Source organism: Micromonospora sp. CPCC 206060, assembly GCF_036906895.1.
Lineage (GTDB): Bacteria > Actinomycetota > Actinomycetes > Mycobacteriales > Micromonosporaceae > Micromonospora.
In genome coordinates this window covers 42,082-58,646 of record NZ_JBAKHU010000043.1, presented here as the reverse complement: position 1 = coordinate 58,646, position 16,565 = coordinate 42,082, and the positions used below count along the sequence as shown (strand labels likewise).

The 16,565-nt window shown below is 71.2% G+C and carries 14 protein-coding genes and 1 pseudogene; 9 read left to right on the top strand and 6 right to left on the bottom strand.

From position 1 onward, the window contains the following. Positions 1-251: DUF6444 domain-containing protein (locus tag V6U90_RS23160; protein WP_442933653.1), on the bottom strand; the 251-nt coding region annotated here is incomplete at its 3' end. A gap of 503 nt (positions 252-754) precedes the next feature. On the opposite strand from V6U90_RS23160, the gene V6U90_RS23155 reads away from it, so the two are divergent. Together V6U90_RS23155 and V6U90_RS23150 are read left to right on the top strand one after the other, a co-directional pair. Continuing rightward, complete coding sequence (locus tag V6U90_RS23155; protein ID WP_334440375.1) at positions 755-1,087, top strand: TcmI family type II polyketide cyclase; 333 nt, start codon at positions 755-757, stop codon at positions 1,085-1,087. A 53-nt stretch (positions 1,088-1,140) separates the two neighbouring features. Further along, a complete protein-coding gene (locus V6U90_RS23150; protein ID WP_334440378.1) occupies positions 1,141-2,439 on the top strand; it encodes an FAD-dependent oxidoreductase in 1,299 nt (432 codons plus the stop codon). Between the two features lie 28 nt (positions 2,440-2,467). On the opposite strand, the gene V6U90_RS23145 is transcribed toward V6U90_RS23150, so the two are convergent. Continuing rightward, positions 2,468-4,195 carry a M28 family metallopeptidase gene (locus tag V6U90_RS23145; protein ID WP_334440372.1) on the bottom strand — a complete coding sequence of 576 codons (1,728 nt, stop codon included), beginning with the start codon at positions 4,193-4,195 and terminating at the stop codon, positions 2,468-2,470. Positions 4,196-4,448: 253 nt separating this feature from the next. On the opposite strand from V6U90_RS23145, the gene V6U90_RS23140 reads away from it, so the two are divergent. From V6U90_RS23140 to V6U90_RS23130, 3 genes are read left to right on the top strand one after another with little or no spacing between them, the layout of a single operon-like run. Continuing rightward, complete coding sequence (locus V6U90_RS23140; protein ID WP_334440370.1) at positions 4,449-5,378, top strand: carbohydrate ABC transporter permease; 930 nt, start codon at positions 4,449-4,451, stop codon at positions 5,376-5,378. Further along, positions 5,375-6,205 (top strand): carbohydrate ABC transporter permease, encoded by an 831-nt coding sequence (locus V6U90_RS23135; RefSeq protein ID WP_334440367.1) that lies wholly within the window; start codon positions 5,375-5,377, stop codon positions 6,203-6,205. Before V6U90_RS23140 ends, V6U90_RS23135 begins: the two co-directional genes overlap by 4 nt. 19 nt (positions 6,206-6,224) lie before the next feature. Then, positions 6,225-7,625 (top strand): ABC transporter substrate-binding protein, encoded by a 1,401-nt coding sequence (locus V6U90_RS23130; RefSeq protein WP_334440363.1) that lies wholly within the window; start codon positions 6,225-6,227, stop codon positions 7,623-7,625. Positions 7,626-7,707: 82 nt separating this feature from the next. Here the strand turns inward: V6U90_RS23130 and V6U90_RS23125 are convergent, their stop codons facing one another. Beyond that, positions 7,708-8,049 (bottom strand): Beta-galactosidase C-terminal domain, encoded by a 342-nt coding sequence (locus tag V6U90_RS23125; protein ID WP_334440360.1) that lies wholly within the window; start codon positions 8,047-8,049, stop codon positions 7,708-7,710. A gap of 68 nt (positions 8,050-8,117) precedes the next feature. Here V6U90_RS23125 and V6U90_RS23120 point away from each other — a divergent pair, with 68 nt between their 5' ends. Beyond that, positions 8,118-8,741, top strand: a complete 624-nt coding sequence (locus tag V6U90_RS23120) for a hypothetical protein (RefSeq protein WP_334440358.1) — start codon at positions 8,118-8,120, stop codon at positions 8,739-8,741. Positions 8,742-9,069: 328 nt separating this feature from the next. Here the strand turns inward: V6U90_RS23120 and V6U90_RS23115 are convergent, their stop codons facing one another. The 3 genes and pseudogenes from V6U90_RS23115 to V6U90_RS23105 all read right to left on the bottom strand — a co-directional run bounded on the left by V6U90_RS23115 (position 9,070) and on the right by V6U90_RS23105 (position 11,136). Beyond that, positions 9,070-10,038: a carbohydrate ABC transporter permease gene (locus V6U90_RS23115; RefSeq protein WP_334440355.1), complete on the bottom strand. Its 969-nt coding sequence runs from the start codon at positions 10,036-10,038 to the stop codon at positions 9,070-9,072. Then, positions 10,035-10,460: pseudogene (locus tag V6U90_RS23110) on the bottom strand (ABC transporter permease subunit); the annotation flags it as partial. The gene V6U90_RS23115 and the pseudogene V6U90_RS23110, both read right to left, overlap by 4 nt. A 409-nt stretch (positions 10,461-10,869) precedes the next feature. Then, complete coding sequence (locus V6U90_RS23105) at positions 10,870-11,136, bottom strand: hypothetical protein (protein WP_334440352.1); 267 nt, start codon at positions 11,134-11,136, stop codon at positions 10,870-10,872. A 189-nt stretch (positions 11,137-11,325) separates the two neighbouring features. On the opposite strand from V6U90_RS23105, the gene V6U90_RS23100 reads away from it, so the two are divergent. The 3 genes from V6U90_RS23100 (at position 11,326) to V6U90_RS23090 (ending at position 16,529) form a co-directional block, all read left to right on the top strand. Then, entirely contained in the window at positions 11,326-12,720 is a 1,395-nt protein-coding gene (locus tag V6U90_RS23100; RefSeq protein WP_334440349.1) for an ROK family transcriptional regulator, read from the top strand. Positions 12,721-13,036: 316 nt separating this feature from the next. Beyond that, positions 13,037-15,460 carry a glycoside hydrolase family 3 C-terminal domain-containing protein gene (locus V6U90_RS23095; RefSeq protein ID WP_334440346.1) on the top strand — a complete coding sequence of 808 codons (2,424 nt, stop codon included), beginning with the start codon at positions 13,037-13,039 and terminating at the stop codon, positions 15,458-15,460. Positions 15,461-15,515: 55 nt separating this feature from the next. Further along, on the top strand, positions 15,516-16,529 hold the full coding sequence (locus V6U90_RS23090; protein ID WP_442933652.1) for a LacI family DNA-binding transcriptional regulator: 1,014 nt from the start codon (positions 15,516-15,518) through the stop codon (positions 16,527-16,529). The last annotated feature ends 36 nt before the right edge of the window (positions 16,530-16,565 follow it).

Here is a 16,565-nt window from a genome sequence, read left to right as displayed (position 1 = left end):
CGCAACGTGCGACCCTCATGACCAGGCTGCCCACCCGGCCGCCGACCCGAACGCGCCCGCAACGACCTCGGCGCCGGCTTGGCCAGCCCATCCGACGACGGCGGCCGCGACGAGTTCGACGAGTCCTGCCCGAGCCGAGCCCGCAGATCCGCGTTCTCCGCCCGCAACACCGCGTTTTCCCGCCGCAACCCGGCGTTTTCCCGCCGCAACCCGGCGTTGTCCCGCTCCAACTCAAGAACCCGGGCCTCCAACCGGGCAAGCCGCTCAAGCAGCTCCACGATGGACGGCGTTCCGGACACCCAACCATGATCCAACCCGAACGACCCAGGTCAAGCCGACCCGCCGACGAGCACCTGACCAGTCACCTGCAACGTTGCCGATCACCGTGACCGAACGCCAGGTGCGGGCTACTTCGGGCCAATGTGCTGTTGCTGGAACGCCGAACCATTCGCTGCAGTTTTCCCACTTCCGGCGGACTGCCCGAAACCTGGCGCGGAGTCGATCCAACTGTCCGGTAATGCATTATGGACGGTCACCACGACGGCGGACTCCGCCGTACCGGCATTCTTGACCGAACCGGTGAGGAACACTCCGGAGTCCGGCGCCCGCACCGCCACCATCCGCGTACCACCTGCCTGTCCCGGCAGCGGTGGCGGTGACGTGCCGTTGACGCTCCCGGTCGCACCGTGGGGTCGTGGGCGGAAGGCCCCGCACCCGCGCGACGGCGGGCGCACCAGCGTGATGGGGAGACCGGATGAATCGACTGCTGATCGTCGGGAAGGTCCTGCCGGGCGGGGACGGCGAACTGGCGGAGATCTTCGCCGAGGCCGACGGAACGGAACTGCCCATCATCACCGGTGTCCAGCACCGGTCCCTCTACCGACTCGGGGACCTCTACCTGCACCTGATGGAGACCGACGCCAACCACGCCATGACCGCCCAGGGGCAGGAGCACCCGGCGTTCCGGCGGGTCTTCCAACGGCTGGCCGGCTGTACCGAGCCGTACCTGCCGACCGCGCGCGACCCACGCGACGCCATGGCCGCCTGCTTCTACCGGTGGGACGCGCCGGGCGTGGTACGGCCGTGACCACCGCCCCGCGCCCCTTCCGGGTCATCATCGTCGGCGCCGGGACCGGTGGCATGTGCCTGGCCCACGGGCTGCGCCGGTCCGGGATCGCCGTCACCGTCTACGAGCGCTACCGCACCCGGACGGACGGGCTACTCGGCTACCGGATCGGCATCGGACCGATCGGCAGCCGTGCGCTGCGGGAGTGCCTGCCCCCCGAGTTGTTCGACACCTTCGTCGTCACCTGCGCCCGTACCCCACGCTACTTCAACGTGCTCACCGAGAAGCTACGCGAGACCGCCTCGTTCACCCTGCACGCGGATGCCGACGCGACCGACACCGACCAGTCGGTGTCCCGGATGACCCTGCGGCAGGTCCTGCTCACGGGCATGGACGACGTGGTGCGGTTCGACAAGACCTTCACCCACTACGAACAGCACGACGACGGGACGGTCACCGCGTACTTCGCCGACGGCACGCGGGACACCGCGGACCTGCTGGTCGGCGCGGACGGTACCCACTCGGCGGTACGGCGGCAGTACCTGCCGCACGCCCGGGTCCACCCGGCCGGCACCATCAACATCGCCACCAAGACCCCGCTCACCGGGCGGATCCGGGCCCTGCTGCCCGAACCCGTCCTGGGGGGCATCTCACTGATCTTCGGCAGCGGCGGCATCATGGGGGTGCTGCACGTCATGGAGTTCAAGTGGGACCGCAACGGCACCGTCAAGGCCGGCGTCGACGAGAAGGACGCCGAAGTGCTCGCCCGGTGGCCCGGACTGCGCTACGACGACACCCGTGACTACGTCGCCCTGGTCATCTGGACCGCCGGCCACCGCTTCCCGGCCGACATCATGGAGCGGCGCGGCGAGGACCTGGTCAGAGTGGCCCTCGGCCTGACCCCGAACTGGCACCCGCACCTGCGGGAACTGCTCGCCAGCAGCGACCTGGGCAGCGCGATGCCGGTCAAGGTGTCCACCTCGGAGCCGGTAACCCCGTGGAAGAGCAGCACCGTCACCCTGCTGGGTGACGCCATCCATACGATGACCCCGGGTCGCGGGATCGGGGCGAACACCGCGCTACGCGACGCCGCGCTGCTGCGCCGGCAACTCGTCGCCGCCGCGTCCGGAAGGAAGTCCCTGCTGGAGGCGGTCGCGGACTACGAGGCGAAGATGATCCCGTACGGCTTCGCCCGGGTCGCCGACTCGCTGCGCAACAGCGGCACCGACGGCGACGACCCGCTCTACAAGCCGGTGGTCGGGCGGCTCGCCCTGATGGCCGCCCGGGGCTACTTCACCGTCACCAGCCGGGTGCCGCCGCTGCGCCGCAAGTTCGTCGAGGGGATATACGCCTACCGGGGCGCCGAGGACTGACCGGTCTCCGGCACCCACCCGTCGGCCGTCAGCTCGCCTGCAGGGTCACGTCGTCGATGACGAAGCTGGTCTGCAACGAGGAGTCCTCCACACCGGTGAACTTCACCGTCACCGTCTGCCCCGCGTACGCCGCCAGGTTGAACGTCCGCAGCACGTATCCGGCGGCCTTGTTCAGGTTGGAGTACGTCGCCACGGTGGTGGTGCCGACCTGGACGGTGAGCCGGTCGTACGCGGTGGTCGTGGTGGTCTCCGCGGTGTCGATGTGCAGGTAGAACCCGAGGGTGTACGACGCACAACCCGCCGGGATGGTCACCGACTGCGACAACGTGTCGGTACGACTGGAGCCGTACCCGTTCAGCCACGCCTTGTACGAACCCGTCCGGGCCGGCTGGTCCACATCGTTGGTGATCACACCCGACGTGGCGGTCCACGGCGCACTACCACTCTCGAAACTGCTGTTACCGATCAACTGACCACCCGAGCAACCACCGGTACCGGTCACCGTCACGCTGAACGACGCCGTCCGCGTCACCGAACCGGCCCCCGTCACCGTGATCGGGTACGTACCGGCCGGCGCCGACGCGGACGCGGCAACGGTCATCGTCGACGACCCGCCCGAGGTGACCGACGACGGGCTGAACGACACCGTCACCCCGGCCGGTACACCCGAGGCGGAGAGGCTCACCGTCTGCGCCGAACCACTCGTCGTCGCCGTCGACACCGTCGCCGTGATCGAGGTACCCGGCGCGACACTGCCCGACGTCGGGCTCGCCGACACCGAGAAGTCATTCGTCGGGGTACCCGAGCCGACCGCGAGCTGCCAGAGGGCGTACGCGATGCCGTCCGCGGCCCGGTTCAGGTGGGTCGTGCCGATGTTGCTGGTGGTGTCGCAGGAGCGGTGGTAGCAGGGGTCGTACGAGGCGTTGGCGGTACCGCCCCACTTGGCGGCCTGGGTCGAGGTCTTGCGGGCGCTGGCGCCGGCGGCGTACCCGGAGGTCTGGATGCTGTAGCGGGCGAACGAGTAGTCGTCCGACCGGCCCTGACCCTCCACGTTCTCCTCGGGCTGCAGGTTCAACGAGTCCCAGTACGCCTTCAACGGCGCCGCGGTGGCCGAGGTGATCCGGTTGATGAAGTATCCGCCGTTGGTGGAGCCCACCATGTCGAAGTTGTAGTACCCCTTGATGTAACCGCGCTGGGTGGCGGTCAACGAGCGGACGTAGAAGTCCGACCCGTTGAGCCCCTGCTCCTCGTCGGTCCACCAGGCGAACCGGACCCGCTTGGTCATCGTCGGGTTCTGCTGGGCGAGGACCAGCGCGTTCTCCAGCAGCGCCGCCGAGCCGGAGCCGTTGTCGTTGATCCCGGGACCGGCCGAGACGCTGTCCAGGTGCGCCCCGAACATGACGACCTGGTCGGCCGGTCCGCCGGGCCACTCGGCGATCAGGTTGTTGGACGGGTACGTGCAGTCCGAGCAGTACTGCTCGGTGACCGTGTAGCCGGCCGACTGGAGCCGGGTCTTGAGGTAGGCGACCGAGGCGGTGTAGCCCGCCGAGCCGGCCCGCCGGTTGCCGCCGTTCTGGGTGGCGATGGTGTTGAACTGGGTCAGGTGGGCCTGGATGTTGGTGATGGAGATGTCCGGCGCGGCCAGGGCAGCCGGCGCGGCGGGCGGCACCGCCGGTACCGGCTGGGCGACGAACACCGCCGTCGCCCCGGCAAGGAGGGCGACGGCGGTGCCCAGGTTCAACGTTCTGCGTCTCATGGAGACTCCTAGGTGGGAGCGACGGACCCTGCACCCGGGGCAGGACCCGTGGTGCCGGCCGCTCGGCCAGCTCCTGCGGCAACCCCGGCGGGCTGCGCTGTCCATGCCCAGGTGACCGGAACAATGACATGCATCTATCTTGCAGTCAACGGTCATTCAGTCGGCCACGAAACCGCAGGTGAAGGTTGCTGTCAGGCAAACGGCAGGTAACTGGAGCATTTCTTCAATCGACCATCGTTGGTAGGGTGCGGCGGTGTCTCCCCCTCTGGTCGTGGAACGGTCACCCAGCGGAGCAACCACCACCTCCGGTCCCCGGCGCGAACGCGCGCTGTCCTGGTTGCTGCTGCTGCCCTCGGTGGCGGTCTTCGCGCTGTTCATCTTCTGGCCGCTCGGCCGGACCCTCTACCTGTCCACCCACGGCAACGACATCTTCGGCGCACCGGGCGCGTACGTCGGCCTCGACCACTACGCCGACATGCTCTCCGCCTCCTTCGCCGGGATCCTCGCCACCACCGCACTGTTCACCCTGATCAGTGTCCTGCCGGCGGTGCTCGGGGCACTGCTGGTGGTGCTGCTGCTGGAATCCCGGATCCGGGGCGTACGGGTGCTGCGTACCGCCTTCGCGCTGCCCTTCGCGTTCAGCGTGGCGACCGCGTCGGTGGTCTTCGCGGTCATCTACAACCCGGCCATCGGGATCGCCAACGGGCTGCTCGGCGCGGTCGGCGTCGACCGGGTCGACTGGCTGACCGACCCGTCCATCGCCCTGCCCGCGGTCGGCGCGGCCACCGTCTGGATGAACCTGGGCTACAACGTGCTGGTCCTCTCCGCCGGGGTGGCGGCCATCCCGCAGGAGGTGGTAGAGGCGGCCCGGCTCGACGGCGCCACCGGATGGCGGCTCGCCACCGGCATCACCATCCCGTTGCTCTCCCCGCAACTGTTCTTCCTCGTGGTGGTCTCCACCATCCACGCACTCCAGAGCTTCGGCCAGATCCACATCCTGACCAAGGGTGGCCCGGACGACGCCACCAGCACGCTGGTCTACTCGATCTACGAGCGGGCGTTCGCCTACGGCTCCTCGGACTTCGGCGCGGCCAGCGCCCAGGCCGTCGTCCTGCTGCTGATCATGCTGGCCTGCACGGCGGTGCAGTTCGGCATCCTGGAACGGCGGGTGCACTACCGGTGAGACATCTCCGACCCGGCCGGATCGTCGTCTACGTGGTCCTCACGCTGGCCCTGATCCCGGTCCTGTTCCCGGTCTACTACGCCTTCGCCGGCTCCGTGATGGGCCCCGGTGACCTGGCCAGCTACCCGCCGGCCCTGATACCGAGCGGGCTGCACTGGCGCAACTTCACCGACGTCTTCACGACCGTGCCGCTGGGCCGGTTCTACCTGAACTCGGCGGTGCAGGCCGGGGTGATCACCCTGGCCCAGGTGGTGACCAGCATCCTCGCCGCGTACGCCTTCGCGTTCCTGCGGATGCCCGCCCGCGCGGCCACCTTCGCCCTCTTCCTGGCCACCCTGATGGTGCCCTGGGAGACCATCATCATCCCCAACTACCTGGCCATCTCCGACTGGGGACTGACCCGGGGCGGACTCACCTACCTCGGGCTGGTGCTGCCGTTCCTCGCCTCGGCGTTCGGCACCTTCCTGCTGCGTCAGGCCTTCCTCCAGTTCCCGACCGAGTTGCGCGACGCCGCCGTGATCGACGGTTGCGGGCACTGGCGGCTGCTGTGGCGGGTGATCGTCCCGCTGTCCAAACCGTCCATCGCCGCGGTCGGGGTGTACGTCTTCCTCTCCGCGTGGAACCAGTACTTCTGGCCGCTGATCCTGATCCGGGACACCGAGTACCAGACCCTCCAGATCGGCATCTCCCAGCTCAACGACGCCGAGGCGGCCCAACCCGGCCTGATCCTGGCCGGCGTCGCGCTCTCCCTGCTGCCCACGCTGGCCGTGGTGATCTTCGGCCAGCGGTACATCGTCCGCGGACTCACCGCGGGCGCACTGCGTTGAACCCCCAGGAGGAGTGGCAATGGCACATTCGCGGTTACGCCGGACGAGCCGGGCGGTCGTCGCTCTGCTCACCGCCACCGCGCTGGTCAGCGGGTGCGGATCCGGCTCGGACGACGGTGGATCGTCCGACGCACTGGACGCCCCCGGCGCCGAGGTGCTCGACGGCAGCAAGACCACAGTGGAGTTCTGGCACGCCATGAAGGGCGCCAACGCCGCCGCGGTCGACAAGCTCGTCGCCGACTTCAACGCCGCCAACGGCGGCAAGGTCGAGGTCAAGGCGGTCTACCAGGGCAACTACGACGAGACCATCGCCAAGTACAAGGCGTCGGTCCAGCAGAAGAACACCCCCGCCCTGATCCAGGTCTACGACATCGGCACCCGGTTCATGGTCGACTCCAAGCAGGTCGTCCCGATGCACCGGTTCATCGAGAAGGACGGCTTCCCGCTCGCCGACATCGAACCGAACATCGCCAGCTACTACTCCATCGACGGCAAGCTCTGGTCGATGCCGTTCAACACCTCCACCCCGCTGCTCTACCTCAACAAGGAGGCCTTCGAGTCCGCCGGACTCGACCCGACGAAGCCGCCGAAGACCCTCACCGAGATCGGCGAGCTGGCCAGGAAGCTGACCGTCAAGGACGCCTCCGGCAAGACCACCCGGTACGGCTTCGGCGCCGCGATCTACGGCTGGCTGCTGGAGCAGCTCCTCGCCACCGACGGCAAGGAGTACTGCGACAACGGCAACGGCCGACAGAAGCTGGCCAGCCGGGTGCAGTTCGACCAGCCGGCCGCCGTGCAGGTCGCCCAGTGGTGGGCCGACCTGGTCAAGAACGGCTACGCGACGAACACCGGCCGTAAGACCGACGACGCCCAGGCCGCGTTCAAGGCCGGCACGGTCGCCATGCACCTGGAGTCGACCAGCGTGCTGCGCGGCTACGTCGACGCGGCGGCCGGGAAGTTCACCGTGCTGACCGCCCCGTACCCGAAGATCAGCGACGCCTCCACCGGCGGGCCGATCATCGGCGGCGCGTCCCTGTGGATCAACGGCGTCGGGCACAGCGCGGCCGAGAAGCGGGCCGCCTGGGAGTTCGTCAAGTTCGCCGCCGGGGCGACCCCGCAGGCCCAGTGGCACACCGGCACCGGCTACGTACCCATCAACGTCAAGGCGATGGAGCAGATCGACAAGGCGTGGACGGCGAAGTACCCGCAGTTCCGTACCGCGGTGGACCAGTTGCACGCGCTGCCACCGTCGGTCGCCTCCGCCGGTTGTCTGCTCGGGGTCATGCCGCAGGCCCGCAAGGCGTCCGAGGACGGCCTGGAGGCCGCCATCGTCGGCACCAAGCCCGCCGAGCAGGCGATGAAGGAGGCCGCTGCCAGCGTCACGGCGGCCATCGACAGCTACAACACGTCGGTGCGCTGATCCGGGATCATCGCGCCCCGGGGGAGGTCCAACGGTCCTCCCCCGGGTGCGGTGGCGGTGTGGACCACCGCCGCCCCGGGGTTCACCGGCCGGCGGGCTGCTCCCGGATCACCGCCACCCCACCGGGGGCCAGGGTCACCGCATCCGCGACCGGAGCCCCGGTCAGCAGGTCCACCCCGGCGGCCGGTACCCGCTGCGGCCGGTCGGTGTGGTTGAGCAGGAACAGCCAGCTCGTGTCTGCGGACCGTCGACGGACCGCCTCCACCCCGGGCGGGGCCGCCGGGCAGGTCGGTACCGCCCCGGCGGCGTGCGCCACGTCGGTCAGCAGCCGGCAATGGGTGGCGTCGTCGAGCCGGGTGGAGACGTACCAGGCCGTCCCGGCACCGAACCGGTGCCGGGTCACCGCCGGCTGACCGGCCAGCACCCCGGCGGCATACGCGCTGACCGAGCCGCCTGCCGTGGGACTTCCCGGCCGCGACCGAACGGGACGCGGTGGCGGCCCTGCGGCTGCGCTACCGGCTGATGCCGTACCTGTGGTCGTCGGCGGTCGAGGCGGCCCGGACCGGTGCGCCGATGATGCGGGCCCTGCTGGTGGACACCCCCGAGGATCCGGCCGCCTGGCGGACCGACCTGGAGTACCGGCTCGGCACCGACCTGCTGGTCGCCCCGATGACCAACCCGGACGGGCGACGGGAGGTCTACCTGCCGGCCGGCGACGACTGGGTGGACACGGTCACCGGCGACACCCACCACGGTGGCCGGTACCTGCGCATCGACGTGCCGCTGGACCGGGTACCGCTGTTCGTCCGGCACGGTGCGCTGCTGCCGGTCGGCCCGCCGGCCGAGACGGCCGCCGACGGCCCGTTCACCGACGTGACCCTGGTGAGCTGGGGCGGCACCACCGGCCAGACCGTGGTGCACGACGTCGACGGGGACACCGTCGTCGAGGCGGTCCGCGACGGGGACACCCTGCGGGTGGGCACGAGCGGTCCGCTGCGGCTGCGCGGGGTGGCGCTCGCCCCGGTGGCCGGGGCGGACGCGCCGGCCCGGGTACTGCTCAACGGTGAACCGGTGATCCCGGTCGACCTCGGCAACCTGTTCGGCGTCCGGGACTGACCACACCTCGACAACGTGCGGGAGGCGCTGGGTATCGCCCGGTAGTACCGGACGATCCCCGCGCCAACCGTGTCCGGTGGATAGCGGTGGTGGCATACCCGCCGGTCCTGTCGAGCTGCTGGCGTGGACGGGGCGCTCAGGTCGCTGACCGGGCCACGGCAGTGAAACCCCCGGCCCTCCACCGCTGACCGGGCCACGGCAGTGAAACCCCCGGCCCTCCACCGCTGCCCGCTCGCCCGCCGCTGCTAGCGCATCCGGTGCAGCTCGACAGCGTACGCCCACCCAGGTTGTCCCTGACGCGACAGCACCCGGCGACGGGTCGGCGGGGTCAGCCCTTGACCGCTCCGGTGATCACACCCTTGGTGAAGTGCCGCTGCACGAACGGGTAGACGATCACCGCCGGCAGGACGGTCACCACCACGACGGCCACCTTGACCGCCAGCGTCGGCGGGTACGCGGTGATCCCGGGCAGGCTCACCGAACCGCCGGACAGGTGCGGGGACTGCCCGGCGAGGATGTAGCTCTGCAGCACCCGCTGGATCGGGAACTTGTCGTTGTCGTCGATGAACAGCACCGCGTTGAAGTACGCGTTCCAGTAGCCGACCGCGTAGAACAGGCCGACCACGGCGACCACCGCCCGGGACAGCGGCAGCACGATCCGGGCGAGGATGCGGAACTCCCCCGCCCCGTCCATCCGCGCGCTGTCGATCAGCTCGGACGGCACGTTCATGAAGAACGCCCGGACCACCACCAGGTTGAACACGCTGATCGCGCTCGGCAGGATCAGCGACCAGAGGCTGTCCTTGAGCCCGAGGCCGGTGACGACCAGGTAACTGGGTACCAGTCCGGGGAAGATCAGGAAGGTCAGCAGGAACAGGAACAGCAGGAACCGGTGCCCCACCGAGCCGGGGCGGGACAGTCCGTACGCGGCGAGCACGGTCAGTGCCAGGCTCAGCGCGGTACCGACCACGGTGACCAGGGTGCTGGTCCAGACTGCCTGGGTGATCTGACCGCCCGAGAAGATCGTCACGTACGCCGAGGGGTCGAACTCTCTCGGTACGACGACCATCCCGCCGGTGTCGTTGATGGTCTCCCGGGAGGCGAGGCTGGTCACCGCCACCGACCATATCGGGAAGAGCACGGCCAGCACGAGCAGGACGAGTACGCCGCCCTTGCCCAGCCGGCCCACCAGCGACGGCGGCTCCTCCCAGACCGGGCGCCGGGACCGTCCGCGACGGGGGGTGACCGGGCCCGCCCGCACCGGTACCGGGCCCGCCGTTCCGAGTTGTGCGGTCATGACGTCGAGTACACCCCCTGCTCACCGAGTCGGTGTGCCACATGGTTGGCGGTGAGGATGAGGATCAGCCCGACCACGGCCTTGAACAGACCGGCGGCGGCGCCCAGCCCCCACTGCTGGGTGGCGATGGCGTTGTAGTAGACGAAGGTGTCCAGCACCTCCGCAGCCTGCGGGCCGACCGCGTCGCGTTGCAGGATGAACTGCTCGAAGCCGACCGACAGCGCGTCACCGAGCCGCATGATGAGCAGCAGGACGATCACCGGCCGCAGACCGGGCAGGGTGATGTGCCACAGCCGCCGCCACCGGCCGGCCCCGTCGGCCGCCGCCGCCTCGTACAGGTTCGGGTCGATCGCGGAGAGCGCGGCCAGGAAGACGATCGCGCCCCACCCGACGTCCTTCCAGACCGCTGGAACAGTGCCCAGGCGAAGGGACCGTCGGTGGGGAACGGCACCGCGTAGAGCCGACCGCCCCAGACCGAGTACTCCCAGGCCCCGGTGGGCAGCGAGGCCAGATAGGGGTAGGCCTTGGCGGCGTCACCCTTGAGATGGTCGGTCAGGTCCTCGAAGAGCGCCCTGACCGCGTCGGAGAACCGGGCGATCTTGTCGATCTCCCAGTTCGGTACGGAGAGCAGGTCCGGTACGTCCCGGGCGCCGAGCATCGCGTTGAGCTTGTCGGCGTAGGTGACGCCGTCCTGCAGGCTCGGGTTCACCTCGACGCCGAGCTTGGCGTTGACCGCCGTCAGGTAGGAGTTGCGACCCAGCCCCGGGGGTGTCGGCCCCCACCACGGGGTCATGGTCTTGATCTGCGGTCCACCCCGGCCGGGCTGCTCGGTCACCGCGTCGACCAGTTGGCGGGGTAGTTGAGGAACCCCTGCGGGATCGGCCCCTGGCCGGGGATGTCGGGTTTGACCAGCTCGGCGGGCTGGTAGGTCGGCAGGACCGCCTTGATCGCGTCCGCCTGGGTCGCGGTGCCCTTGCTTCCGGCCTCCTCACTGCAACCGGCGAGGGTACCGCCGCCCAGCGTCGCGGCGGCGCCGACTCCGAGCAGGCGGAGCACGTTCCGGCGATCGGTCGATGCGCCCGGCAGGGACGGCTTCACGGCGCACTCCCTTCATCCACGTGACGGGTGTACGGATCGGGCACACCCGGATATAGTTAGTTGGTCTTCTAGCCGAACAAACTAATCCACGGTGATCGGGCCCACAAGGGAGCACCAGCGCGGTGACCGCTCACCTGGACGTGGCCCCGACCTGCCGGCGGGGTCAGCGTCGGCCGGTGGTGGCGCGTGGTGGGAGGCGCCACCACCGCCGACGGCCCGGTCCGGGCACCGCCGGGCAGGCTCGACGGACGCCGGCCCGGCGGACAACCGGGCCGGCCGGGCAGGTACGGCATGATGGACGCGCCGGTCGGGGCGGGCGCGCCGGCCGGACACCGTAGGCGCAGGGAGCGGGACGTGATCACGATGCACAACGGGCCACAGCCGACCGACCTCGGTGACGTCCGGGCCACCAACCGCGCCGTGGTGCTGCGCCACGTCCGCGACCACGCGCCCTGCTCCCGGGCCGACATCGCCACCCACACCGGCCTGAACAAGGCCACCGTGTCCAGCCTCGTCGGCGAGCTGATCGGGTACCGGCTGCTGCGCGAGACCGGCGTGACCGAGAACCGGGTCGGCCGACCGGCCACCATGCTCGTCCTCGACGGCGAACCCTACGCGGCCCTGGGCATGCAGGTCAGCGCCGACGAGCTGGTGGTGGTCGCCGTCGACCTGGGTGGCACCCGGCTGCTCACCTGGCGCCGCGCGTTCACCACGCTGACCGCCACCGCCGGGGAGACCGTCACCGCGCTGGCCGCACTGGCCCGCCGGGCCCTGGGCCGGGTCACCGGGCAGGGTCGCCAGGTGCTGGGCCTCACCGTCGGGGTACCCGGCCTGGTCGACACCGACGGCACGGTGCCCCTGGCCGCCGCCCTGGGCTGGCACGACGTGCCACTCGCCGCCGACCTGCGCAAAGCACTGCGTGAGCCGGCCTTCCCGGTGACCGTCGACAACGAGGCCAACCTCGCCGTCCTGGCCGAGCAGCGGCACGGCGGCCACGCCGACATCGCCGACCTGGTCCACCTGACCGGTACCGCCGGTATCGACGCCGGGATCATCGTGGCGGGCCGGCTGCTGCGGGGCGCCCGGGGCTTCGCCGGCGCCATCGGCCACCTGCCGCTGGACCCCGCCGGTCCGCTGTGCCGCTGCGGCCGGCGCGGCTGCCTGGAGGCGTACGCCGGACTGCCGGCCCTGGTCGACCGGCTGCTGCCGGACACCACCCAGGACGGCCCGGTCACCGACTTCGCCCCGGAGATCGAGCGGATCCGTGCCCTGGCCCGGGCCGGGGACCCGACGGTCCTGACCGGACTGGCCGGGACCGGCCGGCATCTGGGGCACGGGGTCGCCCTGCTGGCCGGGGTGGTCAACCCGGCAACGGTCCTGCTCGGCGGGCACTTCGCGACACTGGCACCGTGGCTGCTGCCGGCGGCCCTCGAGGAACTGGCCGAGCGGACCGTCGCGCCCGGCACCGGTGGCTGCCACCTCGACGCCTCCACGCTCGGCGGCATCGCCGCAGCCCTCGGTGGGGCCACCGCGTCGCTGTCCAGAATCGAGGCCGGCCGACTGCCGAGCACCACCGGCGGATGAACCGCGATTGATTTCGCGGCCCCCCTTGACCCGGTCGGCGCGCTGGTGCAAGCCTCAGAGCGCCACCTCGAAACACGCGGGTAACGACGGTGGCGTGTTCAGCTGCGTCGTCGGAGCGCTTCGCGCTTACCGGGCACGACGGCCGCCCCCTGCTGCGATCCCGTCTGTCCGGGCCAGCGTCGAAGCGCTTCGACGATCCCCGGGCCACCGGTCCCGAAAGGCGACAGAGCAACCATGAACGACACCCCCGACGCACCCCGCCCCCCTCCGCGACCGCGTCACCGACCTGCTGGATCAGCTCACCCTGGCGGAGAAGGTGGCACTGCTGCACCAGCACCAGGCCGCGGTCCCCCGGCTCGGGCTGCCCGCGTTCCGCACCGGCACCGAGGCCCTGCACGGGGTGGCCTGGCTGGGACCGGCGACCGTCTTCCCCCAGGCGATCGGCCTGGCCAGCACCTGGAACCCCGACCTGCTCACCGCCGTCGGCACCGCCGTGGGCACCGAGGTCCGCGCCCTGCACCACGGCGACCCGGACCGGGTCGGCCTCAACGTCTGGGCGCCGGTGGTCAACCCGCTGCGCGACCCCCGCTGGGGCCGCAACGAGGAGGGCTACGCCGAGGACCCCTGGCTGACCGGCCGGCTCGCCACCGCCTACGCCACCGGCCTGCGCGGCGACCATCCCGACCGGCTGCGCACCGCGCCGACGCTGAAGCACTTCCTGGCCTACAACAACGAGACCGACCGGGCCACCACCTCCAGCAACCTGCCACCCCGGGTGCTGCACGAGTACGAACTGCCCGCGTTCCGCGCCCCGCTGGCCGCCGGGGCCGCCGTCGCCGTGATGGCCTCCTACAACCTGGTCAACGACGTACCGGCACACCTGAGCCCGCTGATCGAGGGCACCCTGCGCGGCTGGGCGCCGGAGGAAATCATGGTCGTCGGTGACGCCGGGGCGGTCACCAACATCGCCGACCTGCAAAAATACCTCCCCGACCAGGTCAGCGGCTTCGCCGCCGCCGTACGGGCCGGCATCGACAACCTCACCGAGAACGACGCCGACTCCGGGCCCACCGTCGAACGGCTCACCGAGGCACTGCACCGGGGCCTGCTCGACTCCTCCGAGGTGGACCGGGCGGTACGGCGCATCCTCAGCGTCCGGATCCGCCTCGGCGACCTGGACCCACCGCACACCGACCAGTACGCCGACGTCCGGCCCGACGTGGTCAACTGCCCCGCCCACCGGGAACTGGCCCGGCAGGCCGCCCGCGAGTCGCTCGTACTGCTGCACAACGACGGACTACTCCCCCTCGAACCCCGGCCCGGGCTGCGCGTCGCCGTGCTCGGTCCGCTGGCCGACACGCTCCACGAGGACTGGTACAGCGGCACCCTGCCCTACCGGGTGACCGCGTACGACGGCCTCGCCGAACGGCTCGGCGCGGACGCGGTCCGCACCCACGAGGGCGTGGACCGCATCGCACTACGGGTCGACGACCGGTACCTGCGCTGCACCACCGCACCCGACGGCGCCGAGGTCACCGCCACCGGCACCACCGCCGACGAGCAGACCTGCTTCGACGTGTTCGACTGGGGCCGGGACGTGGTCGCCCTGCGGGCGGTCGCCAACGGCCGCCACCTCGGCGCCGACGACTCCGGGCTGGTCCGCAACGACCGGCCCGGACCGGGCGAGTGGATCGTCCGGGAGACCTTCCGCCTCCGGTCCGGCCCCGACGGCACCGTCGCCCTGCACCACCTCGCCAGCGACCGGTACCTCACCGTGGACGCCGACGGCACACTACGGGCCGACGCCACCGACCCGGCCGGGGCGACCCGGTTCACCGTCGACCTGGTCCGCGACGGGGCCACCGACGCCGCCGCCCTCGCCACCGACGCCGACGTGGCGGTGGTGGTGCTCGGCAACCACCCGATGGTAAACGGACGGGAGACCGAGGACCGCGCCGACCTGGCCCTGCCCACCGGGCAGGAGACGCTGCTACGGGCCGTGCACGCCGCCAACCCGCGCACCGTGCTGGTGCTCAGCAGCAGCTACCCGTACGCGATCGGCTGGGCCGACGCGCACCTGCCGGCGGTGCTGTGGTCGTCACACGGCGGCCAGGAGTACGGCCACGCGCTGGCCGCCGTGCTCGTCGGCGACACCGACCCGGGCGGCCGGCTCACCCAGACCTGGTACCGGGACACCGCCGACCTGCCCGATCTGCTCGACTACGACATCATCGACGCCGACGCCACCTACCTCTACCACCGGGGTGACCCGCTCTACCCGTTCGGGCACGGCCTCAGCTACACCCGGTTCGACTACGCTGAGCTGAGCCTGAGCGCTGAATCGGTGACCGGCGACGGGGAGGTCGTGGTGAGCGTGACCGTGACCAACACCGGCGCCCGCCCGGGTGACGAGGTGGTGCAGCTCTACACCCGGCAACGACGCTCCCGGGTCAAGCAGCCCCTGCGGCAGCTACGCGACTTCGCCCGGATCACCCTCGACCCGGGCGAGCAGCGGGTCGTCCGGCTCCGGCTGCGCGCCGCCGACCTGGGCCACTGGGACACCGACCGCGACCGTCACCTGGTCGAGACCGCCCGGCACAGCATCATGGTCGGCCGGTCGGCGACGGACATCCGGCTGGTCGGCACGCTCACCGTGACCGGGACCGACCAGGACACCCGGTACCCGGCGGACACCGACCGGCTGCCGGTGGGGGGACCATCCGGTGCCGGCTGGGCCTGACGATCCGACACCCCCGGCGGACGGCACGGCCGAGCCCACCGCGAAGTCCCCGGACCTGGTCACCATCGCCGATGTGGCCCGCCATGCCGGGGTCGCGCTGAGCACCGTGTCGTACGTGCTCAGCGGCAAGCGGGCCATCTCCGCCACCACCCGCAACCGGGTGCTGACCAGCATCCGGTTGCTCGGCTACCACCCGAACGCCGGGGCCCGGGCCCTGGCCAGCCGGCGGGCCAACGTCATCGCGCTGGTGCTGCCGCTGCGCTCCGGCATGCAGGTACCGGTGCTCATGCAGTTCGCCATGGCCGTGGTGACCACCGCGCGGCAGTTCGACCACGACGTCCTGCTGGTCACCGCCGACGAGGGGCCGGCCGGGCTGCGCCGCATCGCGGCCAGTGCGATGGTCGACGGCATCCTGCTGATGGACGTGGAGATGCACGACCTGCGGGTACCGCTGCTGCGGGAGCTGGCCCGGCCCAGCGTGCTGATCGGCTTCCCCGCCGACAGCACCGGCCTGACCTGCATCGACCTGGACTTCCACCGGGCGGGTGAGGTCTGCGTGGCGCACCTGGCCGGCCTGGGGCACCGGCGGATCGCACTGCTCGGCGCCCCGGCGGCGGTCTACGACCGGGACACCGGCTTCGCCCACCGGACCCGGGCCGGCGTGCTGGCCGCCGCCGAACGGCACGGCATCACCGCCGTGGCGCTGCCCTGCCCGGAGGGCGCCGCCGCGGTCCGCACCGCACTGGTCGACCTGCTGGCCCGGCAACCGGACCTGACCGGGCTGGTGGTGCAGAACGAGGCCGCGGTCGGGGACGTCCTGGCCACCCTGCCCACCCTGGGTCGCCGGGTACCCCAGGACGTGTCGGTGGTGGCGATCTGCCCGGACCAGTTCGCCGAGCAGGCCAGTCCACGGCTGACGTCGGTACCGGTACCGGCCGAGGAGGTCGGCCGGCAGGCGGTGTCCCTGCTGATGCGCAAACTCGTCGACGCCACGGTGCCGGAGGCGACCATGCTCGACCCGCACCTGACGGTACGCGACAGCACCACCGCCGCCCCGCCACTGCCCTGACCTGTCGGTCAGCGACGCGGCGCGCCGTTCCCGCCA

Bases quoted from the DNA above. Each gene is read 5' to 3' on its own strand.
- V6U90_RS23115 (WP_334440355.1), bottom strand. From the start codon at position 10,038: ATGACCGCACAACTCGGAACGGCGGGCCCGGTACCGGTGCGGGCGGGC.
- V6U90_RS23155 (WP_334440375.1), top strand. From the start codon at position 755: ATGAATCGACTGCTGATCGTCGGGAAGGTCCTGCCGGGCGGGGACGGC.
- V6U90_RS23130 (WP_334440363.1), top strand. From the start codon at position 6,225: ATGGCACATTCGCGGTTACGCCGGACGAGCCGGGCGGTCGTCGCTCTG.
- V6U90_RS23145 (WP_334440372.1), bottom strand. From the start codon at position 4,195: ATGAGACGCAGAACGTTGAACCTGGGCACCGCCGTCGCCCTCCTTGCC.
- V6U90_RS23150 (WP_334440378.1), top strand. From the start codon at position 1,141: ATGTGCCTGGCCCACGGGCTGCGCCGGTCCGGGATCGCCGTCACCGTC.